General features: G+C 37.9%; 20 protein-coding genes. 11 read left to right on the top strand and 9 right to left on the bottom strand.

Annotation, left to right across the window (positions count from 1 at the left end; translation table 11 throughout):
• Positions 1 to 153: 153 nt before the first annotated feature.
• The 5 genes from BM179_RS01660 to BM179_RS01640 all read left to right on the top strand — a co-directional run bounded on the left by BM179_RS01660 (position 154) and on the right by BM179_RS01640 (position 5,006).
• A complete protein-coding gene (locus BM179_RS01660) occupies positions 154 to 1,014 on the top strand; it encodes a CvfB family protein (RefSeq protein ID WP_092011113.1) in 861 nt (286 codons plus the stop codon).
• A gap of 156 nt (positions 1,015 to 1,170) precedes the next feature.
• Positions 1,171 to 1,626 (top strand): helix-turn-helix transcriptional regulator, encoded by a 456-nt coding sequence (locus tag BM179_RS01655; protein WP_092011110.1) that lies wholly within the window; start codon positions 1,171 to 1,173, stop codon positions 1,624 to 1,626.
• A 773-nt stretch (positions 1,627 to 2,399) separates the two neighbouring features.
• Positions 2,400 to 2,870: a pyrophosphohydrolase domain-containing protein gene (locus BM179_RS01650; protein ID WP_092011107.1), complete on the top strand. Its 471-nt coding sequence runs from the start codon at positions 2,400 to 2,402 to the stop codon at positions 2,868 to 2,870.
• A gap of 35 nt (positions 2,871 to 2,905) precedes the next feature.
• Complete coding sequence (locus BM179_RS01645) at positions 2,906 to 3,586, top strand: response regulator transcription factor (RefSeq protein WP_092011104.1); 681 nt, start codon at positions 2,906 to 2,908, stop codon at positions 3,584 to 3,586.
• Between the two features lie 22 nt (positions 3,587 to 3,608).
• Positions 3,609 to 5,006 (top strand): HAMP domain-containing sensor histidine kinase, encoded by a 1,398-nt coding sequence (locus BM179_RS01640; RefSeq protein WP_092011101.1) that lies wholly within the window; start codon positions 3,609 to 3,611, stop codon positions 5,004 to 5,006.
• Positions 5,007 to 5,341: 335 nt separating this feature from the next.
• On the opposite strand, the gene BM179_RS01635 is transcribed toward BM179_RS01640, so the two are convergent.
• Positions 5,342 to 5,770 carry a helix-turn-helix domain-containing protein gene (locus tag BM179_RS01635; protein ID WP_092011099.1) on the bottom strand — a complete coding sequence of 143 codons (429 nt, stop codon included), beginning with the start codon at positions 5,768 to 5,770 and terminating at the stop codon, positions 5,342 to 5,344.
• A gap of 296 nt (positions 5,771 to 6,066) precedes the next feature.
• On the opposite strand from BM179_RS01635, the gene BM179_RS01630 reads away from it, so the two are divergent.
• Together BM179_RS01630 and BM179_RS01625 are read left to right on the top strand one after the other, a co-directional pair.
• Positions 6,067 to 6,351, top strand: a complete 285-nt coding sequence (locus tag BM179_RS01630; protein WP_092011096.1) for a hypothetical protein — start codon at positions 6,067 to 6,069, stop codon at positions 6,349 to 6,351.
• Positions 6,348 to 6,626, top strand: a complete 279-nt coding sequence (locus BM179_RS01625) for a type II toxin-antitoxin system RelE family toxin (RefSeq protein ID WP_092011094.1) — start codon at positions 6,348 to 6,350, stop codon at positions 6,624 to 6,626. The genes BM179_RS01630 and BM179_RS01625 overlap by 4 nt, the downstream gene beginning before the upstream one ends.
• A gap of 397 nt (positions 6,627 to 7,023) precedes the next feature.
• Here the strand turns inward: BM179_RS01625 and BM179_RS01620 are convergent, their stop codons facing one another.
• A complete protein-coding gene (locus BM179_RS01620; RefSeq protein ID WP_092011092.1) occupies positions 7,024 to 8,526 on the bottom strand; it encodes a tetratricopeptide repeat protein in 1,503 nt (500 codons plus the stop codon).
• Positions 8,527 to 8,703: 177 nt separating this feature from the next.
• Entirely contained in the window at positions 8,704 to 11,286 is a 2,583-nt protein-coding gene (gene gyrA / locus BM179_RS01615; RefSeq protein ID WP_092011090.1) for a DNA gyrase subunit A, read from the bottom strand.
• Between the two features lie 254 nt (positions 11,287 to 11,540).
• Here gyrA and BM179_RS01610 point away from each other — a divergent pair, with 254 nt between their 5' ends.
• Positions 11,541 to 12,065, top strand: a complete 525-nt coding sequence (locus tag BM179_RS01610) for a guanyl-specific ribonuclease (RefSeq protein ID WP_092011088.1) — start codon at positions 11,541 to 11,543, stop codon at positions 12,063 to 12,065.
• Between the two features lie 59 nt (positions 12,066 to 12,124).
• Here BM179_RS01610 and BM179_RS01605 read toward each other — a convergent pair whose 3' ends face one another.
• From BM179_RS01605 to BM179_RS01590, 4 genes are all read right to left on the bottom strand, one after another.
• Positions 12,125 to 15,268, bottom strand: coding sequence for an efflux RND transporter permease subunit (locus BM179_RS01605; RefSeq protein WP_092011087.1), 3,144 nt, complete (start codon positions 15,266 to 15,268; stop codon positions 12,125 to 12,127).
• 3 nt (positions 15,269 to 15,271) lie between these two features.
• On the bottom strand, positions 15,272 to 15,571 hold the full coding sequence (locus BM179_RS01600) for a DUF190 domain-containing protein (protein ID WP_092011086.1): 300 nt from the start codon (positions 15,569 to 15,571) through the stop codon (positions 15,272 to 15,274).
• 48 nt (positions 15,572 to 15,619) lie between these two features.
• Positions 15,620 to 16,714 (bottom strand): efflux RND transporter periplasmic adaptor subunit, encoded by a 1,095-nt coding sequence (locus BM179_RS01595; RefSeq protein WP_092011085.1) that lies wholly within the window; start codon positions 16,712 to 16,714, stop codon positions 15,620 to 15,622.
• Positions 16,715 to 16,791: 77 nt separating this feature from the next.
• On the bottom strand, positions 16,792 to 18,039 hold the full coding sequence (locus BM179_RS01590; RefSeq protein ID WP_092011084.1) for a TolC family protein: 1,248 nt from the start codon (positions 18,037 to 18,039) through the stop codon (positions 16,792 to 16,794).
• Positions 18,040 to 18,270: 231 nt separating this feature from the next.
• Between BM179_RS01590 and BM179_RS01585 the strand changes: the two genes are divergently transcribed.
• The 3 genes from BM179_RS01585 (at position 18,271) to BM179_RS01575 (ending at position 21,564) form a co-directional block, all read left to right on the top strand.
• Positions 18,271 to 20,499, top strand: coding sequence for a heavy metal translocating P-type ATPase (locus tag BM179_RS01585; protein WP_092011083.1), 2,229 nt, complete (start codon positions 18,271 to 18,273; stop codon positions 20,497 to 20,499).
• A 26-nt stretch (positions 20,500 to 20,525) separates the two neighbouring features.
• A complete protein-coding gene (locus tag BM179_RS01580; protein WP_092011082.1) occupies positions 20,526 to 20,738 on the top strand; it encodes a heavy-metal-associated domain-containing protein in 213 nt (70 codons plus the stop codon).
• A 301-nt stretch (positions 20,739 to 21,039) separates the two neighbouring features.
• The gene (locus BM179_RS01575) at positions 21,040 to 21,564 is read left to right on the top strand and encodes a glycine zipper family protein (RefSeq protein WP_092011081.1); all 525 of its coding nucleotides are present in this window, start codon (positions 21,040 to 21,042) and stop codon (positions 21,562 to 21,564) included.
• A gap of 71 nt (positions 21,565 to 21,635) precedes the next feature.
• On the opposite strand, the gene BM179_RS01570 is transcribed toward BM179_RS01575, so the two are convergent.
• Positions 21,636 to 21,980 carry a heavy-metal-associated domain-containing protein gene (locus BM179_RS01570; RefSeq protein WP_092011080.1) on the bottom strand — a complete coding sequence of 115 codons (345 nt, stop codon included), beginning with the start codon at positions 21,978 to 21,980 and terminating at the stop codon, positions 21,636 to 21,638.
• 62 nt (positions 21,981 to 22,042) lie between these two features.
• Positions 22,043 to 22,606 (bottom strand): helix-turn-helix domain-containing protein, encoded by a 564-nt coding sequence (locus tag BM179_RS01565; protein ID WP_092011079.1) that lies wholly within the window; start codon positions 22,604 to 22,606, stop codon positions 22,043 to 22,045.
• Positions 22,607 to 22,624 lie beyond the last annotated feature (18 nt).

Genomic DNA, 22,624 nt, shown 5'->3' with positions numbered 1-22,624 from the left:
TTATTAACTATTGTGAGAGGAAGAATGATTCTTTCTTGCAAATTTGTGTATTATTAGGTCTTTTCCAAGAAATTACACAGATCAGGTAAGACAAAAGCATGATTTTTTGTAAAATTTCACAGAGAAAAGACAAAGTTTTTAAATTAATAACACATGATCAACGAGCAGGAAGTGCCAAAACTGGAACTTGGCAAGTACAATAGACTGGAAGTAATTAAAGAGCTGGATTTCGGGCTTTATCTGGACGGTTATGAGGATGAAATTCTCATTCCGCGTCAGTATGTACCAGAAGGAACTCAGATCGGAGACATGTTGGATGTTTTCATCTACAGAGATTCGGAAGACCGTCTGATCGCAACAACATTAAAGCCTTTAGGAATTGTAGGAGAATTTGCTTTCCTAAAAGTGAAGGACATTAGTAAACTGGGAGTGTTTATGGAATGGGGACTGATGAAGGATTTACTAATTCCATTTAGTCAGCAAAATTCAAAAATGGCAATTGGTAAATCATACCTGATAAGAATTTACATTGATGAACAGACAGACAGGATTGTTGGATCTGCGAAACTGGATCAATTTCTCACAAATGATATTTCAGGATTGAAGGAAGGAGATAGTGTACAATTGTTACCTTTTGAGTTTACAGAATTAGGCATCAAAGCACTAGTTAACAATAGTAACATTGGCGTTATTTACAAAAGTGAAGTATTCCAAAATGTAAATTTGGGCGAGTTTACAAATGGATACATCAAGAAAATCAGACCTGACGGAAAGCTGGATTTAAGCCTTACAAAACAGAGTTACGACAGAATTTACGACTGTAAATCAGTTATTTACGAAAAATTGTTAGCTTCTAACGATTTCCTTCCGTTTACTGATAAATCAGATCCGGATTCAATTTACAATACATTTGAAATGTCTAAGAAGGATTTCAAAAAAGCAATTGGCGGTCTGTTTAAAGAAGGTAAAATCCTGCTCAAAGAAAACGGTATTTACAAAACGCAACAGGAGTAACTTGACATCCTTACCACCTAGTCAATTACATTTGTAAAACAATATTGGCTAAATTATTTTTAATTACATTTGTAATTGACAATTCTATATTTTACATTTGTTTATATCTCTAACAATTGGAAACTGATTTAGAATTCAGCTATTCATAAATGTAAAATGGACTTAAATAAAAAGATAGAGCAGATTATTGTAGATAAAGGAATTTCACCAAGCTACTTCGCTGATGCTATTGGAGTGCAAAGAAGTAGTATTTCTCATATACTTTCCGGACGAAATAAGCCCAGTCTTGACCTTATTCAGAAGATTTTGAAGATTTTCCCTGATATTGACAGAGATTGGTTGCTTTTTGACAGTGATATGCCCGCTCAGAGAACCCCTCAAAACGGGCAGCAACCTGCTAATTTCCAGAGATTTAACAATCAAAATCTGTTTGAATCTTCGCCACGAGAATCGGCTGTAAAAAATAAACCTGAAGAAAGACCCGTACAAACGACTGTAAAGAGGAAGATTGAACGGCCGGTTTTGCCCCCTCAACCCAATTCGGTGAAACAGGTTGAGCGTATTGTGATCTTCTATACTGACGGCACATTTATGGAAAGCAAACCGATGTAACCTTCAAAAGAATAACAAAAACCCTTTCATCACCGAAAGGGTTTTCTTTTATCTTCAGCACCAACCTCAGGGATTTTCATATTGCATTCCTACTGATTCCGTGAATATTTTCTTTCATTCCATACCCTGAAAACTCCCGGACTTCAGAAAGAGAAACATTCTTCCTGCGGGGTAGGATATAAGTGGAATATCTCGTTCTCCGGATCGGGGCGGGTAGGAGCAAACTCTTTATATTATTCTATTTTTAATATTATTCTTAAAATTAATTTTAAAGGCTATTTTCTCCCTTTTCAGCCACTTTCTCCTATACATCCATCTCATATCCTTACTAGAATATTTTCTTTGCTTTTCTCCTGTTTTTCAAATTTATATCAAGTACCTTCTAATTTAATCATCACACCTTCTTAAAAAAATTATATTTTAAATTTCAGAAAACTCCTGTTTTTACCTCAAAAATCAGGATGCGCCAGATTCTTTCTCAGCCTTATTTCCGGTTCTGTTTCCTCATACCAGCCTGACCTTTCAATCCTCTTTTCTATCCGATACATACACTGCTTATCCCTTAACATTTATCTCCTTCGTATTCATATTCCCTATAAATACCTTATTTTCAATCAATTACCTACCATACAATCTAATATATTGACATTCAGCAGATTATCTTTCATTCCTTAAATATATGCAGTTTGTTAGGCCAGCTACACCAGAAAATTAGATTTTAATCAATTTCCTTCCTAACTTTAAATCTGAAAATAAACATTATATTTCAATCTATGACACAGTTAGATTCGTTAAATCAGGTCGCTGAATTTCACCGCACGTTTAAAGCTCCAATCCTTTCATCGCCTCAGATTCCTTCTGAAGATCGCTGTAAACTCAGAGTCAGTCTGATTGCCGAAGAACTAAAGGAATTACAGGAAGCTATTGATAATAAGGATCTTACAGAAATAGCCGACGCACTTTGTGATATTCAGTATGTATTATCCGGAGCCGTTCTGGAATTTGGTTTAGGTGATAAATTTGTTGATTTATTCAATGAAGTTCAGAGATCAAATATGTCTAAAGCCTGTTCAACTTATGATGAAGCTGAAGCTACAGTTCAACATTACCTGAGTAAAGATGGAACAGAAGCTGAAATTGTACAGGATGGCGATAAATATCTGGTTTACAGAATTTCAGACAATAAAGTCTTAAAATCTGTAAAATATTCTCCGGCCGATCTGAATAGTATCCTTACTCAATAGAGCTTTTCACCCGCCACTCATCAAACATCCATTGTATGAAAATTCTCCTTATTGAAGACGAGCCCAAAACCGTTCAATCACTCCGACAAGGTTTGGAGGAACATCACTATGAGGTAGATGTAGCTTATGATGGACTGATAGCCAGACAATTAGCAACCAGAAATCATTATCAGTTAATTGTTTCAGACATTATTATTCCCGGGATAAATGGTTTGGATTTATGCCGGGAATTAAGAAAACATGGTCTGCAAACACCTATTCTGATGCTTACAGCTTTGAGTACGACAGATGACAAGGTCATTGGTTTTGATGCCGGAGCTGATGATTATTTATCCAAGCCCTTTGACTTTAAGGAGTTTCTCGCCCGTGTACGAGCATTGACCAAAAGAGCCAACAATTCCTTCATTGAGGCTTCAGTCTTAAGATTTGCCGATTTGGAACTTGATCCTGAAAGCAAAATTGTTACCCGGTCAGGGCAACGTATTTCCTTAACAGCCAAGGAGTTTTCTTTATTGGAATACCTGATTAAAAACCAGGGAAGAGTGATTTCCAAAGCTGAAATTGCAGATAAAGTCTGGGAAATTGACTTTGATGGCGGTGCAAATGTTATAGAAGTTTATGTTAATTATCTCAGAAAGAAAATAGACAAAGATTTTTCTCAAAAGCTGATTCACACGCAATTTGGGATGGGCTATGTACTCAGGCTGGAAGCCTGAAACCAGTATTTTTGATTAGAGCATGCAGATTCGTTCCCGACTCACATATCAGTTTACCTGGTTGGTTTCAGCTATTTTGCTGGTATCATATCTTATTATTTATTTCTTTTCCCAGAGATATTATGAAGACCGCTTTTACAGTCGTCTTCGCCGCAAAGCCAATACCACTGCCGAGCTTCTCGTAAACGTGAATCAGGTGGATTCCAAACTGATGAAAATCATTGACCGGGCTAATCGTGATATCCTTCTGAAAGAGAATATAATGGCCTATGACACCTGCAATGAGCGTATTTACAGAAGTAATGATACCATTCATTTTAATATAGATCTGAACAGAATCAAGGAGGTAAGACAGAAAAAAGAAGTACGGTTTTCTGAAAATTCCCTGGATATTCTGGGAATAGTCTTTGCTACACCCGAGGGAAGAATTGTAGTATTTTCAGGAGCTGTTGACCAGTATAGCGCCGAAAATTCCAAGGATTTAAAGAAAATATTGCTTGCACTCTTTCTCATTTTTGTGATTGTGGTAATTGTAAGTGGCTGGTTCTTTGCGGGAAGGGCCGTAGAGCCAATTTCCGAGGTGATAAAGCAGGTAGATACATTATCCCCCAGAAGACTGGAAGAACGGCTCGCTACAACCGAACCTGACGATGAAATAGGGAAATTAGTACTGACTTTCAACCGGTTATTGGAAAGAATTGAAAATGCGTTCAGATTACAGAGAACTTTCATTGCCAATGTATCGCATGAACTCAAAAATCCTTTAACCAAAATCAGTTCTCAGCTTGAAGTCAGCCTTATTAAAGAAAGGCAACCGGCAGATTATCAGACAACTATACAATCTGTACTTGAAGATACCCGGGAATTAGCCAATATCACAGAATCTTTGTTAGAGCTCAATAAAATCGGTACGACTGATTATAGCGCCAGCCTGACTGAAATCCGTATTGATGAGGTTTTGTGGGAAGCCAGAAGTCTTACGATGAAACTGGAAAGTCATTATAAAATCGTGCTGAATCTGGAGAATTTACCTGAAGATGAAAATCTTCTGATCCTGAAAGGCAACGAAAAACTACTCATGACTGCCTTCAAGAATCTTATGGAAAATGCCTGCAAATTTTCAAGTAATAATAAAGCACTGGTATTCCTGAAGATTGATTCCCGTCAGATTGAAGTTAAAGTTTCTAACGAAGGAACCGGGATTCCGGAAAATGATTTACCTTATATATTTCAGCCATTCTTTCGTGGGGCAAGCACTGCATCATTTAAAGGATACGGCATTGGTTTATCTCTTGTAGAAAGAATCATTTCATTACACAAAGGTACCATTCAGGTTTCGTCTGACCATTCTCACTGGACGCACTTCATTGTAAATCTTCCACCGATCATGAATCCGGTGAAACAACCAACTAAAAACTAAGTTAATAGTTATTTATTATATCAAAAAATTAAGATACAAGCTCTAAACCCGGAGAAATTCTATACAAAACAGGCTTCTGACAATTGTATATACCTTACCAAGGTTCAGGCATTTTTATTTAAAAGATTCTCAGAGGCCTGAATTTGAAGAAAAACAGAGTCTTTTAAAGGATTTCTAAACACATAATCAGCGAATTAGCAGAGAGTTGGGTGGGGTAAACTGAGGGTGAAAATTCCGGAGAACAGATTCAATTATCAATGAAATCACTCCGGAATCTTTATTTTTGAAGAAAAGAGATCAAATGATCTTATCAAATTCTGTCATGAAGCTATTTTCTATTGCTTTACTAACAACTTTTCCAATCTCACCATCATTTCGTCCTTTTCTTTAAGCATGCGCTCAAATAAAGCAATTTTTTCTTCATGCAATTTCTTTATCTCATCAATCGGATTGATATTGAATATTGGATTTGAATTACCGATATAGGCATCTTTATCTATATTAAACGTATTCGCAATAATATTCACTGCCTGATCCTCGTCAAAATTCTCCAAAGCTTCTACTGGCACTTTGAGTATGACAGCTATCTGTTTGAGAATGCCAGCTTCAATTGCTTCTTTCTGTTCCAATAATGATACTTTTTGCTGGTTCCAGTCGTAGCCTAGCTCATAGGAAAGTGCATCTTGTTTCAGACCCATCATTTCACGGAATCGCTTTACATTGCGGCCATGATGTATCTTTTTCGGATAGGTATTATTTGTCATAAGCGTAAATCTAGTTTTTAAGGAACGAAAAATACAGATTTCCGGAATAAATAGCCAATAAAACGAACAATAATTTACTGGTAAATAACTCATATAACAAGCAAACTATCAACTATATTATTAGTTATAAATTACCTGAAAAATAGAAGGAGTGTTTTCAAATAGTCCGATTCATTTACACGATTCTTTTCGGATCGTCTGTAGTATGTTATGTGATTACATTATGAATACTAATTTTAATTATTTAATTTAGCAAAATAAAATTTGTTATTTTTATAATTAAAACAAATCGGAATATGAAAGAGGTCATTCAAGAATACCAATATTTACGAAGCATGATTTCGGTATTAATCGCCAAATCCGGGTATAAAAACAGTTTCCTTGCTGAAAAAATTGGTTTGCCTGCTTCAAATTTTTCTGTAAAAAAGCAAAGAGGTACATGGACGGAAATGGAAATGGAAAAAATTCTTGATATAATCGAGAATGAAGAACTTGAAGATTTTTATCTGGCTGAAATTATGAAGCAAAGAAAAAATGATGAGTTTGTGAGTATGGAGCAATTTAAAATTGAAATGGCGTGATTGTAAACGTAAGTAAGGGATTTATCAAGGAATTAAAGAAGTGCCCAAAACAAATACAAAAAGGTGTAATTGAAATACTTGAAGAACTGGAAAAAGTTGATTCTGTAATGGATATCAAGAATGTCAAGAAACTCAACGGATATGATACTTTTTATAGAATCAGAATTGGCAGTTACAGAATTGGCCTTGAGATTGAGGATGGTGTTATAAAAATTGTATGGATCCTTACAATACTATCAAGAGGTGATATTTATAAAAAGTTTCCCCCTAAATAAACTATTCCTGAAATCTTTATTTTTTTATCTCACCAATTCGATATTCTGTACAATGCCCAGAAATTTTCATTTACACGATTGATAAGAGAAGATTACTAAGAGGGAAATTGAACCAAATCCTGAGGAACCTGAAGATTTTCATGCTGATAGAAATTATTAAGTAAAGAAACAATGATGAAATAGCGTGATTGTATCAACATTATACATCTATCTGATTATATGGGATTTGCAGTCATATTCATATAAATATCAATTGTTACATAATTTACATTATGTTAAGTAAAACAAAGGAAAGATTAATATGCTTTAAAAACTTCTTCATCACACCTCTTTCCATAAGTCATAAAAAAAGCCCGCCTGTAATGGCGGGCTCCTTATAATCAACTGACTATCAATATTATTCAAGAGCTTTAAGTTTCGCATCATAAGCCTCAGATTTCTCTAACTGCTTTAACACATTGTATAAACCTCTCAAGTTACCTTTCAAGTCATCTTCTTTTTTAATCTCCCATGCTTTTTCGAAATATGGCATAGATTCTTTGAAAGTTGAAATAGCTGATTGCTCAATGGCTTTACCATCTTTCTGGTAAGTTTTCATATCCATTGAATCAACCTTTCCTTTAATTTTAACACCTTCATTGAAGTAGAATACTCCCATGTTATAGTTTGCATCAAAATCGTTAGGATTAATTGCCAAAGATTTTTTGTAATATTCAGCAGCGAATCCTCTGTCTTCAGCCTGTTTCTTAGTCAACTCTTCCAACTGCTTAGTCAAATCAGCAACATTCACCGCAGAAGCAGCTTGTTTTGCAGCTTCAGCATTCATTTGCTCTAATACTGCTTTCTGATCATCACGCATTTTAACTACATCAGCCAATTGCTTTTTAGATGAAGCCGCAGTCTTTGGATCTTTCTTGATTTTGTCTGTCAAACGTTTGATTTCTTCATCAAAAGCGCTGATTTTATCTTTCTGATCCTGAAGCTTTTTCTTAGCAGATTCAGTATCGTTTTGCTGAAGTTTTTGTTTTATATCAGAAATCTGCCCGTCGTATTTAGAAGCAGAGTTATCATATAAAATAGCAAGGTTCAACAAATACTGAGAGTTTGATGGTTCTTTAGCAGACAATGCTTTCAAATCGTTGATTGCATCTCCGGCCTTACCCATTGCTAACAACATGTTGATTTTTTCATTTCTCAAATCTTTGTTAGAAGGGTTCAATTGGATACCTCTTTCGATTGTAGCAATTGCTTTTTCGTCGTTTTTCTCGTTTTTATAGATCTGAGCAAGACCGTAGATAATTCCCGGATCTTTACCTCCAGCTGTTAAGAATCTTTCGAAACCTTCTTTAGCAGCAGCTTCATTTTTAGCCATCTGACCAACCACACCTGTGTACATTGCAGCCGTAGTATCTTTCGGGTTTACTGTAGAAGCCATTGAAATGTTAGCCAAAGCTCCTTCAAAATCTTTAGCCTGGTATTTCTGTACACCAACGTTCATAAACGCAGAGTAAAGTTTCTGGCCCTCTCCTTCTGGTTTTCCTTCTTTGTTATACTCAACTTTCAGATATTTCTTTGCTGTTTTAGCAACATCTCCTTCTTTGCCATCTTTTACGTCAAGAGAAGCGGCTTTTTTCAAAAAGTCGTATGCTTTAATTGCAGCTAAAGGTTCAAGTTTTGTAGTGTTTGTATCAGGAGAACTGGCAATTTCAATATACGCTTCTGCTCTTGTTAACCAGGTTTTAGCTTTTAATGAATCTTTTTTCATAACAGACTCATCAGCTTTTTTCTTGGCATCCAAAAGCGTTTTGCGCTGTGCCTCTAATAAAAGCTTATCAGCCTGTGCATAAGTTGACCCCATTGCAGCAAAAAATACAACCAGGGAGAGTGATAGTTTTTTCATTTTGTGATTGGATTTGTTTAGTTTGGTACTGTGAAAAATAGCATCCACAGGCTATTTTTCAACTATTTAACTTATGGTTTGATGATACAATTTTTAATTACTTTATACCAATATATCAGGAAGTAAACGAAACACCACAACCTTTTAATAAATCAGAAAGGTTGCGGTGTTTTCATTTTATTCTTCCGGATTATCTTCACCGGCTTCTTCAGTTAAAGGTTCCTGAGTATTTCCTCCCTCCTGTTCTGTCGAATCTCCGGACTGAACAATTGCTTCATCCACAATCACATCTTCAGAAACTTCATCAGGTTCTTTATCAATTTTGGTGACAGATGAAATTTCATCGCTTTCATTTTTCAGACGTATCAGCTTCACGCCCTGAGTATTACGTCCCATCACTCTCAGATCAGCTACTGCAATACGGATTAAAATACCCGCTTTCGTAATAATCATCAAATCATTGTTATCGTTAACCTCTTTGATAGCAACAAGATTTCCGGTTTTATCCGTGATATTTAAGGCTTTAACTCCTTTTCCACCACGGTTTGTCAAACGGTAATCTTCCACTTCAGAACGTTTACCAAAGCCTTTCTCAGAAACAACTAACAGCTGCTGGGTATCAGGGTTTTCTATACAAACCATCCCGATTGCTTTTTCAGTAGTGATATCTTCATCAATCCAGATACCTTTCACACCTGCCGCAGAGCGTCCCATCGGGCGAACTCTATTTTCCTCAAACCTAACAGATCTGCCTGTATTTGTAGCAATAACGATATGGTTATTACCATTTGTCAATGATACATCCAATAATCTGTCTCCTTCACGGATGGTAATTGCAATGATACCATTCTGACGTGGACGGGAATATGCTTCAAGAGTTGTTTTCTTGATCGTTCCGTCTTCAGTACACATTACAATAAAGTTATTATTAATGTAATCCGGGTCAGTGATTGATTTCACATTGATTACGGCTCTGATAGAATCTCCGCTTTCAATATTCATCAGGTTCTGAATCGGACGGCCTTTCGAGTTTTTCGAACCTTCCGGTACGGCATACACTCTCAGCCAGAAGCATTTTCCTCTTTCTGTAAAGAAAAGCAGCCAGTTATGCATTGTTGCCGTGAAGAGATGTTCTGTAAAGTCATCATCTTTAGTTGCAACTGCTCTTGAGCCAACTCCGCCTCTGCTTTGCGCTCTGTATTCGGTAATCGGAGTACGTTTGATATAACCCTGTGCAGAAATCGTAATAAGCATTTCGTCATCCGCAATCATATCCTCAACAGAGAATTCATCATCTGTCATGTTTATTTGCGTACGACGCTCATCACCATAGCGGGCCCTCACATCGGCAAGTTCATCCTTAATGATCTGAAGCTGGCGTTCTGGTTTGGCAAGGATATCTTCCAATTCACTGATCAAAAGCTTGATTTCATTGTATTCAGAAAGAATCTTATCACGCTCCATACCTGTAAGGCGTTGAAGACGCATTTCCAGAATTGCTTTGGCCTGAATTTCAGACAAGCCAAAACTCGCCATCAATCCTTGCTGTGCCGTGGCCGGATCACGTGATTCACGGATTAACTTAATTACAGCATCCAGGTGATCCAGCGCAATAATAAAGCCTTCCAAAATATGCGCTCTTTTCTGAGCTTCTCTCAGATCGTACTGTGTACGTCTTACTATAACTTCGTTACGGTGTTCAACGTAATGATAAATCAGGTCTTTCAGGTTCAGTGTCATCGGACGGCCTTTTACCAAAGCCACGTTATTTACACTGAATGAAGATTGAAGTGCTGAATATTTGTATAAGTTATTCAGAACAACATTTGGTACCGCATCCCGTTTCAAATCGAAAACAATACGCATACCCTGACGGTCTGACTCATCTCTGATTTCGGAAATTCCTTCTATTTTTTTATCATTTACAAGATCTGCACAATGTTTAATCAGTGAAGACTTGTTTACCATATATGGAATTTCAGATACAATAATCTGATCTTTTCCTGTCTTGGAAGTTTCAAAAGTAGCATTTCCGCGCACGACCACACGACCTCTACCGGTTTCAAAAGCATTTTTGATCCCTTGAATACCATAGATTGTACCACCAGTAGGAAAATCAGGGGCTTTAATATACTCCATCAATTCCAGAATAGTGATATCACGATTATCGATATAGGCTATAATTCCGTTAATTACCTCTGTAAGGTTATGTGGCGCCATATTTGTGGCCATCCCTACTGCAATTCCGGAAGTACCGTTCAATAACAGGTTAGGGATTTTTGCCGGAAGAACAGTAGGTTCCTGAAGGGAATCATCAAAGTTTGGCTGAAAATCAACGGTTTCTTTGTTCAAATCGCCAAGTAGTTCCTCCGCAATTCTTTTCAGACGAGCCTCGGTATAACGCATAGCCGCCGGGAAGTCACCATCGATCGAACCAAAGTTTCCCTGACCATCAACTAATGGATAACGTAATGACCATTCCTGTGCCATACGAACCATGGTATCATAAACTGATGCATCACCGTGAGGGTGGTATTTACCCATTACCTCTCCGACAATACGGGCAGACTTTTTATAAGCTTTGTTGTAATTAACCCCAAGTTCCTCCATTCCGAATAACACCCGGCGGTGAACAGGTTTCATGCCATCACGGACATCAGGCAAGGCACGGGATACAATAACGGACATTGAATAGTCAATGTACGCACCCCGCATTTCGTCTTCAATGTTAATGGGGATAATGTTGCTGTTTTCTGACATAATTTAAAAGTCGTAAATACTATTAAGTCGAAGTGAGGATTGTAAAAAATTAAAGAGTCCGACTAAAAACTCTGAATTAGAACCAGTAAAGAAATAAAATTTTATTTTTTCTACTGTTTATTACAAATTTCGTGAAATTTTAGTGCTTTTGCAAATCCTGAGAATAGTAGCTGGTATGCTTACAGAGTTTTTTTAAGGCTTTCCGTAAAATATTCAATAAATTGTCAGAATAATTAGCTCAAATTCAAAATTACATGAGGAATATACCTGAAAATTCAAAATGGCTGCAAAGCTTTCTTAGACTTGTACTATTCTTTTTACTGCCTGTTTTCATCGGAAGCTGCCATAATAATCGGGCTGACGATTCAAAAAGTGACTTCCCTGCAGAAAGGAAATCAGACAGAAATGATCACCGGAAAAAGCATCATCGGAACAAGGGTTATCAGGGCAATCAAAACAATCAGCTGAATGACCGGAATACCGAAATTCCTGATAAAGTGTATAAAGTGCTGGAATATGTTCAAAGGAATGGAAATGCTCCTGAAGGGTATGTGGGAGGCAGAAGGTTCGGGAATTTCGAAAGACTCTTACCCGCAAATGATTCGGCTGGTAATAAAATACAATATCAGGAATGGGATGTTAATCCGAAAGTAAATGGCAGAAATCGCGGGGCAGAAAGATTAATAACCGGATCAGATGGAAAAGCTTATTTCACAAACGATCATTACCGGAGTTTTATCGAAATATCCCTTCAAAAAAAAGCCGGACATTCTTTCTGAGATAGTCCGGCTTTTTGAATAACAAGTGGTTTGTGTAGCGCAAACCACGGTAAAGGTGTTTACTCACTCTTCGCTACATTCTCAGCCTTTTTACCTGGTTTATTCATCCAGAAATAAAGCGGTGGAATCAGTAAAGGTGCAAAAATCAATGTACTGCTTAAGCCGCCGATAATTACTGTAGCCAATGGTCTCTGCACGTCAGAACCGATCCCGGTTGATGTCGCTGCCGGAACTAAACCCACAATTGCTACCACTAAAATAGAAAGCAATGCACTTAATTGATTTACGGAGGCATTGAGGATATTTCCTTTCAGCAATGTATCATCCATACCTCTCTCCCGGTTTATTGCCGAAACAAGTAAAACCCCTGCCATAACTGAAATACCGAAAATCGACACAAAACCTACACCGCCCGAAACATTAAAGTGATATCCTCTGATGTATAAAGCAATAATCCCACCGGCTAAGGCAAACAAAACACAGGACATCGTAATTAAGGTATATTTGAAATGCTTGAAAAGCATAAACAAAAAGGTAAATACCATTACGATCGTCAAAGGAATGGTAAGAGCGAGCTGTTTCCCTGCTCTTTCAAGGTTTTCATATTGACCTCCGTAAATGACAGAGTAACCCTCAGGGATTTTCACGTTTTTGTTAATCTTTTCACTGATTTCCTGCACAAAACCTCCCTGGTCTCTCCCACGAATATTGGTTCTCACAGTTACCATTCTCTTGGAATTAATACGGTAAATATTAGTTTGCCCTTCTACAAAACGGATATCAGCCAATTGCGACATAGGAATCAATGCACCATTTGCTGAAGGAACCTGAAGGTTTTGTAAGGCATTAATACTATTACGGTTTTCCGGTAAAAATCTTGCTACAATGTCATACCGCTTTGTTCCTTCATAGAGTGTGGAAATAACCTTCCCTCCTATGGCAGCTTCAATCATCTGTTGAATATCACGGATATTGATACCAAATCTTGCGGCATTTTCACGGTTAATATTCACAGCCAGCTGAGCCTGCATTCCTTCCTGCTCAATATTTACGGAGACAGCGCCATCCATCTTTTTCACCAAAAGCGCAATACTGTCAGCTTTTGCCCGCATAAGCTGCAAATCTTCCCCTACTACTGAAATAGCCAGATCGGCAGCACTACCTGTCACGATTTCCATTACCTGGTCAATAATCGGCTGGCCGGAAGAGAAAAATGCACCGGGAAATCTTTGTTGTAAATCATCCTGAACCTTTTTAACCAATTCCTTCTTGGTAATGGTATCACTCCAGAGCTTGTAATCTTTCAGGCCTACTAAAATCTCAGTTCTGTTTGTCGGGAATGGATCGGTTCCGTCATCATTTCGTCCGGTTTGTGTAATTACATAATTAACCGGAGGATATTTGGAAATGGTTTGACGAATAAGCGGAGCAATCTTGGCATTTTCCTGAATCGTAATCCCTGAAGGCATAAAAGATCTGAGGAAAATAGAGCCTTCATCCAATTCCGGCAAAAATTCTGTTCCCAGACTTCCTCCAAAAAGAATAAGTACTGCCACAACAGAAAACCCGGCAACTACGGTAAGTTTGGATTTATTCAGAATTTTCTCTAAAAACCCATGATACCTTTTTGTCACAAAATCGAGAATGAAATTCTTATGCTCTTTTAAAGGTTTATCTGTTGAAATCAAGGCTTTTTTATAGGCGAAAGAAATCAAAACAGGAATCAGCGTTAACGCACATAACATCGAACCTACTACCGCATAAGCAAGCGTCAAAGCCATCGGAGAGAACAATTTCCCCTCCACACGAGTCATTAACAAAATCGGCATATAAGCCAGAATAATGATGGTAACTGAGAAAAAAATCTCCCGGCCTACTTCCTGTGCCGCATGCAGGGTAATTGTTAGTATCCCGCCTTGTTTCTCCTCCGGTGTGGCCGTTCGGTATTTCCTGATCAGATGTTCTGCCATTACGCAGGCTCCGTCCACAATAATCCCGAAATCTATCGCACCTAATGACAATAAGTTAGCCGGAATTCCGGTTAATCGCATCAGAATAAAAGCAAATAACAGAGAGAAGGGAATAGTTACTGCCACTACAAAAGCAGACCTTACGCTCCCCAGGAAGAAAATCAGAATAATGATTACAATTGAGATCCCTTCAAATAAAGTTTTCCCTACTGTTTCCAGAGAATGATCAATCAGGAAACTTCGGTCATACAAAACCCTTAGTTTAACATCTTTCGGAAGTTCCTGAGCCTGCAGGTCTTCAATTTTCGTTTTAAGCAGTTCCAGTACCTCACTTGGATTTTCACCTCTTCTCAAAAGAATAATACCTTCTGTACCGCTTCCCGACTCCACTCCTTCAGAAGGAACAGAATATCCCATAATTCCTGATGGCGGTGGCGGCGATACCTCCACACTGGCCACATCTCTTACAAAAATCGGAACACCATTTACGGAAGTAAGTACAATATTTGAGATATCTTTTTCTGAACGGATAGCACCTAAACCTCTTACTGCAAATCCTTGTCCTCCTCTTTCAATAACATTTCCACCGGTATTTTGGTTATTCTCTCCTACGGCATCAATTACATTTTGAAGGGTAAGGTTGTATTTGCGGAGTCTGTCGGGAGATGTAAGCACATGAAACTGCTTAATCGGACCGCCGAAGGTTGTAATATCAGCAATTCCCGGAACCTGCAATAAATAAGGTTTGATAATCCAGTCCTGCATATCACGCAACTGCATTGGTGTATATTTCTCTGCCGGAGCTTCAACCACAAAACGGTAGATTTCACCAACAGCCGTGGTAAGCGGAGCTAATTCAGGAGCCACACCATCCGGTAATCCTGCTGAAGAAAGGCGTTCGATAACCTGCTGACGGGCAAAATAATCGTTTGTTCCATCCTGAAAAGTCAGCTGAACGACTGAAAGTCCAAAGATTGTACGGCTTCTTCGGTCTAAAACACGGGGTACATTGTTTAATGCTCTTTCAATAGGAATTGTCACCTGTTGTTCAACTTCCTCCGCAGCACGCCCATCATATTTAGCCACTACAATAACATTGGTATCGGCAATATCAGGATAGGCTTCAATTTTAAGTTGTGTAAAACACCAATAACCAATTAAAGATGTTACTACAGCAATCGCAATAACTAACCAGCGGTTAGTGAGTGAAAATATAAGTAAGTTCTTAATCATTCTTTACCATTGTTCAACTTGTGAAGTAATAATGAGTCCGGCTTTGGTTTCTGCTCTCAAAGCTGTAAGGACTTTTTCAACATGTTCCTTTTCATCTATGAAAGTGATTACCATTGGCACATCATCAAAAGAGAAAAGGTCATTTGGGTACTTTAATCTATGATTCGGACCAAAGCCTCCCACTCCTTTGAACACAGTTGCCCCTTTTATACCATGTTTCATCAGAAATTCCAATGTGTACTGGTAAAGTGGTTTAAGACCGATCAGGTCATCTTTGTCTATGAATATCTGGGCTTGAAGCATCTTAGTCTGAGTTTAAATATTAAAGTATACAAATTATCTGAAGCAGCATCAGTACCCGAAACTAAGTCCTTTCAGCTGCATGACATTCGTGATAGCAATAGATTCATCATTTGCCAAACCGGAAAATACTACTACTTTATCATCAATCTGTTGGCCTATCATTACTTCTCGTCTTTCAAATACTGTTTCAGATTTTTTCACAAAAACATAGTGTTTTCCCTGTACAGTTATTAATGCTCCTTTAGGAACGGCAATATAAAATCCCTGGGAAATACCGAATTGCACAATCGCAAACATTCCGGCTCTCAGTTGTTTGGAAGGATTAATCAGACTTATTCTCAATTTGACCATTCTGGTAATATTATCTACTACATCACCAACCTCCTCTACTCTTCCGGTAAATTTCTGGTCGGGAAATGAAGTAAACTGCAACGTACAGGTATGTCCGGCCTTAATATGACCGATCTGATTTTCGGGAACATCACAAATAGACCAAACTGTACTGGCTTTTGCCTTGATGATCTGTAAGGGATTAAATCCGGCAATTTTCAATTTTGCCTCGTCTTCCAGAATCGCTGTTTTTTCATCGGCAAGCTCTGTTTCAGAACTGGTAAGATCAGCTTGTGCGGAAAGAAGGTTCGTTTCCTCGTTGTTAATATCAATTTTAATCTCCGCAAGGTCTTTTCCGGTAGCCGCTCCATGATCTGCCAGTTCCTGATACCTTGCCAGTTCAGCCTGGCGCTGGTTAATAATGGCCTTTCTTCTCGAAATAGTGGCTTTTCTCTGCTCTACCGCTATTTTCTTTTGGTTTACATTAATGATATGCTGTAAAATGGCTGTATAAGTAGCCGTAAGATCAGGGTTATCAAATAAAACAACATTCTGCTGCTTATTTTCTACCGAAGGGACAACTGTTGCAACAATCCTGCCCGGTGCGGTAAAAGCGGCCTCAATATTTTTAGCGGCTAAACTTTCTACTTTGAATAAACTACTTTCTTTAGGACCTGACAGTGTAATAACCTGGCCGTCTTTAGAAACAACGGGTTTTCCAGCCTGTCCTGTCTTTGCTGATTGCTCTTTATGGCAAGCAGTAAAGAAGCCTAAGATGGCGAGGAAATAAATACTTTTGAAATTTGTCTTCATAATTATTATTGAGAAATTGTCTGTTTTTGGTTTTGACAACTCAAAGCAGAAAACTGCCGGTAAGTTTTTTGTTTGAATTATAGCTGGTTAATGTTTCCTGAAACATATAATAACTGAACATAGCTTCTGTGAAAGTCAAGAAGTGTTTCATAATATAACTGACGGGTATCAAACCAGCTTCTCTGAGCATCCAGATAATCTATAATGGTTGTACCGCCTTTTATATAAGCAAATCTTACATTACTTAATACTTTTTCAGATTGCTGTAAAATATTGTCGTATTGGGAAAGGTTTTCCTTTTTTAACAGATAAGTCTGGAAAGCTGCACTTAACTCAGTTTTAACCTGTAATTGAACCACTTCTAAATTCTGCTCATTCTGAGATTTTTCAATTTGTGATCTTTGAATATTTCCCTGATTTCTGTCAAAAAACGGTAAAGAGATCGTACCGAAGAAACCTATATACGGAACTGTATTCTGAGGGTTCCAGATTGCTCCGAGTTCGGGTTGAGGAATCGCCAGTGATTTTTGAAGTTTGATATTACTTTTATTTAACTCAATTGCAGAATTTGCAGCAAGGATATCCGTTCTGTTATTAAGTGCCTGATTCAGCAAATCTTCGAACCTTCCTGAAACCGGCAGGCTTTCGATAATACTGTTTTCATCAATTTCAATATTATCCGTAACACCGAGCAAAAACTTCAATCTCTCGATCTCATTTTTATACTCCTGCTGCACACTTTTTAGCTGAAGATTGTATTGATCCAGTAATAATTGAGTTCTGATAAGTTCTGTTTCTGTAATAACCTGATTCTTGAAACGGATTTTGTTGGTATTTACGAGCGTATCAAGATTAGACTGCGCTTTGGTAAGCAAACCAAGTCTGTTCTTAATAATCCATACATCAAGCCATTTATTTGCTACATCCAAAGAAAAGTTACGCTCAAATTCGGCATAGTTTTTCTGTGTCAGGACCAGGTTGTTTTTAGCAACTTCAATTTTATAGGCCCGCTGGCTGGGTAATTGAATCCTTTTTGTCAACTGCCACCAGACCTGACGGTTTTTATTATTTGCCCAATCGGTATTGGGAGCAAAATATTTACTGTCGGCCAGTAAAAGTGTCTGGTTGTTTAAGGACGGATTCGGCCGGAGTCCGGCTGTTGACAAGTCTGCCTCCGCAATTCCAAAGTTAAATTTCTGTGTTTTCAGAATCGGGTTATTCTCTTGGGCAAATTTGAGTGCATTTTTCAAAGAAACTGCATTTTGTGCAGACAACGAAAAAGGGATAAGAGAAGCTAATAAAAGAGGGTGTAATGCTTTCAACATTCTTCAAATTTAAATAATCTATTTACTGAATAATTATCTGTTCGGGTTTGGACGTTTTTTGATATTCTCCGTTTAACGGAAATTAAAAAAAACTTTTGAGTTTCTGGTTGTTAGCAAACGCATTCCGGCCATAATTCTTAATCTGAAAATCTTGTAATCCTTAGTTATAATTCTGTAAAGGTTTAGTGTACAAGGCAATGTAATTTTGTAAAACAAATTTCAGGGAATAATATGGAAACTCAATATAAAGAAAAAGAAGGATTAAAAAAGTTAATGCTCCCTGTTACCGGAATGACTTGTGCGGCTTGTGCTAATAGTGTAGAAAATATTATCAGCAGGCAACCGGGAGTTATTGAGGCTTCAGTGAACTTTGCAAATGAATCTGCGAAAATACAAATCGATCCGGAAATCACTTCTCCGGAAAATATCCGGGAGGCTGTCCGGACAATCGGTTATGATCTTCTGCTTGATAACGAAAATCAAAAAGAGATTCTTGCCGAAATTAAGCAAAATCATACGCAAAACCTCAAAAGAAATATTATTAGTGTCGGGGTACTGACTTTGCCAACCGTAGCCATAGGCATGTTCTTCATGGATATTCCTTATGCCAACTGGATTATGTTTTTACTCACGCTGCCGGTTATACTGTTTTTCGGAAAAAGTTTTTTCATCAATGCTTACAAACAGGCAAGAATCGGGAAAGCGAATATGGATACGCTTGTAGCAGTCAGTACAGGAATTGCATTTGTTTTTAGCTTATTCAATACTTTTAATCCCGAATTCTGGCATAGCAGAGGCCTTCATCCGCATGTTTATTTTGAATCAGTATCAGTGGTGATCTTTTTTGTTATGCTTGGTAAATTACTGGAAGAAAAAGCCAAATCCAATACTTCTACGGCCATACAGAAACTAGTCGGTTTACAACCTTCTTCAGTCATAATAATCGAAAACGGAGAAGAGAAACTGGTAGAACTTAAATCTGTAAAAGCCGGAGATAAAATTCTGATTCGTCCGGGGGATAAAATTCCGGTAGATGGAAAAGTTGTTTCGGGTAATTCCTTTATTGATGAAAGCATGATAAGCGGAGAGCCTATTCCGGTGGAAAAGACCAAAGGGGAAAATGTATATGCAGGAACGTTAAACCAGCAAGGCAGTTTCAGATTTGTGGCACAGAAAGTAGGAGAAGATACATTTCTGGCAAATATTATCAGAATGGTTCAGGAAGCTCAGGGCAGTAAAGCTCCTGTTCAAAAGCTGGTAGATAAAATAGCCGGCATATTTGTACCGATTGTTTTGGGGATTTCAATCCTCACTTTTATTACCTGGATTGTCATTGGAGGAGAAAACGCAATTACTCATGCCTTACTGGCTTCAGTTACCGTACTGGTAATCGCCTGTCCATGTGCCTTAGGTCTGGCCACGCCGACGGCAATTATGGTCGGAGTTGGAAAAGGTGCAGAAAACGGCATTTTAATCAAAGATGCTGAAAGCCTGGAATTGGCTCAGAAAGTCGATTCAATTATCCTGGATAAAACAGGAACCATCACGGAAGGGAAACCTCAGGTTACTTCTATGAGCTGGGCCGGGAATCCGGACAATTTAACTGCTAAAAGCATTCTTTTATCCATAGAAAGTCAGTCAACCCATCCTCTGGCAGAGGCTGTGGTACGGAAAATGAAGGAAGAGCATATTGACGCTGTAAACATCAGACAAATTATCAATCATCCCGGAAAAGGTGTCGAATCAGAATATTTGTCCGAAAAGTACTTCATCGGAAATCCTAACTGGATGAAAACGCTTGGATTTATTTTTGATGAAAACCAGGTAAAAGCTCTCCAGAATCAGGCAAATACAGTTATCTTATTTGGTAAATCCAGGGAGATACTTGCCATTTTAGCCATTTCAGATCCTGTAAAAGCCTCCTCTTTTGAAGCAATCAAAACGCTGAAGGAATTAAACATTGAGGTGTATATGTTAACCGGAGATAACAAACTGGCAGCAGAAAAAGTAGCTGAGCAAGTGGGCATTGATTACCTGCGTGCGGAAGTCCTTCCTTCAGAAAAAGCCGACTTTGTTAAATCTTTACAGGAAAAAGGCAAAATTGTGGCGATGGTCGGAGACGGTATAAACGACTCTCAGGCACTTGCTCAGGCAGATGTAAGCATTGCAATGGGGAAAGGCTCAGATATTGCAATGGAAGTAGCCAAGATCACCTTGATTTCATCTAATCTTCAGGCTATTCCCAAAGCCCTGAAAATCTCAAAACTCACAGTCTCTGCGGTCAGGGAAAATCTTTTCTGGGCATTTATTTATAACCTGATCGGCATTCCTCTTGCGGCGGGCATTTTATATCCTGTAAACGGCTTTCTTTTAAACCCAATGATTGCCGGAGCTGCAATGGCTTTAAGTTCTGTTTCGGTAGTACTAAACAGTCTTCGGATAAAATACAGAAACATTTAAATTTTTCAAAATCAAACTATAACATTATGGAAACCATAAAATTCAAAACTGATATAAACTGTAGCGGCTGTGTATCAAAAGTAAGTCCTTTGTTAAATCAACTGGATAACATTGAAAACTGGAAAGTTGACCTTGAGAATCCGGATAAAATTCTGACGGTGGAAAGTGAGGAAAAAATTGATACGCCCCAGCTTATTGAAACCCTGGAAAAAGCCGGATTCAATGCAGAAGTAATCTGATTATCCCAATCTGATTTGACCGTATACTCATTGTTTTTTTTAATAAAAGGGCGTTTCTGGTTCAAAAACCGGGAATGCTCTTTATTTTTGCAGGATATTCCACACAACAAATGGGGAATATATTCCACAATAAGCAATTTTTCCGGGAAAAGCTCCGTTTAAAATTGAAAGTTTCCAACTGGTACATCTTTTTAACAAGTCGGTTTAAAATCCACCTCGTATACAGGATGACTAACCTTAAATTTAGTAACGTCTTATTTCAGAACACTCCAAAATAAGATTCATTTAAACTTTAAAAATCATGAAACAGTTACTTGTAATTTTCACCGCCGCCACTTTACTCTCAGCATGTAACAACAACAAATCAGATTCAGCTGAAGTACAACAGGCAAAACAAATGGCTATTGATTCCATGAAAATGGAGGCCAAAGTACAGCAAGCCAAGCAAAGCGCTATCGATTCTATGAGAATGGAAGAGGTAAAAAAAGAAGAAAGTGTTGACAAAAATGACAAAACTGCTTCAAACAGTCTGACAGCAGTTCATGAAAAAGGAAGTGCTGTAGTTGCTTCAAACGCTTCTCCAACCGTTTCAACACCATCAGCTTCAAGTGAAACTGCCGCACCTGTTGTTCACAAAAAGAAGAAAAAAATGAGCAATACTGTTAAAGGTGCCTTAATCGGTGCAGGGGTCGGAGCTATTTCAGGAGCAGTAATTGACAAAAACAGACCTGGTAAAGGTGCTGTGATCGGTGGCTTAATCGGAGCCGGTGTAGGTGCCGGAACCGGAGCAATCATTGATAAAAAAGAAAGACAGAGAGGAAATTAATTATTTTCCGGTTTTCATACAAAAAAGGGCGATTTCTTAACAGAAATCGCCCTTTTTATATCAGTTTATGTTTACTGATGCTTCTCTGCATCTTTCTTACAGCATGAAGGCAATTTATTATACCCTTTCTCATTCGCTGTTAACTCATCCGCATCATATCCGACTTCTGAAATAGCCTGTTTGATTTTGTCTACACTGGTTTTCTTAGGATTAAAAGTAACTGTAATCACTTTATCATCCAGATTCAGGTCTGCATCCGAAACGCCCTTGGTAAAGGCAAGATTCTTTTCAATTCTCGCTTTACACATTTCACAGATGGCAGAAGTTTTAATCTTTACAGTTTGAGGTTTAGGTCCTGTGGCATAAGTCAAAATTGAGGCCAAAAGGAAAACCAGCGTTAAAATGTTCTTTTTCATGGGATTATAAAAATTAATAGTTGAAAGTATGAAAATTTCTGATAAAAACCTGAAAATCTTTATCAGATGGAGTCAATCGTTTTTCTTTTTTTATCACGGTTTTCTTTAAAGCTACTTGGAGTGAGTCCTGTCACTTTTTTAAACTGTGTAGAAAGATGCTGTACACTACTGTAATATAGCTGATCGGCAATCTGGCTCAGGTTCAATTCATCATAGGCCAGCAATTCTTTGACCCGCTCTATTTTCTGTTCAATTAAGAACTGTTCGATTGTTGTTCCTTCGGATTCCGAAAAAAGTCCGCTCAGGTATTTGTAATCTTTTCCCACCTTTTCAGCAATAAATACGGAAGAAGTGATCTTTTTAAGGCTGTCAGGATGCTGATGAACCAATTCTCTGACTGCATTTTTTATTTTTTCTACAATCTGATTCTTCTTATCATCTAAAAGCTCAAAACCGTAAGACTGCAATTTTTCAGCAATTTTATTAACCTGTGCCGGTTCAGGCTCCAGAGAAAGTTTAACCTCCCCCAACTCAACAGAGTCGGGAGAGAGACCAAGGTCTTCAAAGGTCTGGCGTACTACCATTTTACAACGATCGCAAACCATATTTTTTATGTAAAAATCCATATTTCTTTAATTAAAACA

Origin of the sequence: Pseudarcicella hirudinis, from assembly GCF_900115665.1 — a bacterium.
GTDB classification, from domain to species: Bacteria; Bacteroidota; Bacteroidia; order Cytophagales; family Spirosomataceae; genus Pseudarcicella; species Pseudarcicella hirudinis.
The sequence above is the reverse complement of the archived record's forward strand: the minus strand, read 5'-3'. Positions and strand labels throughout refer to the sequence as shown.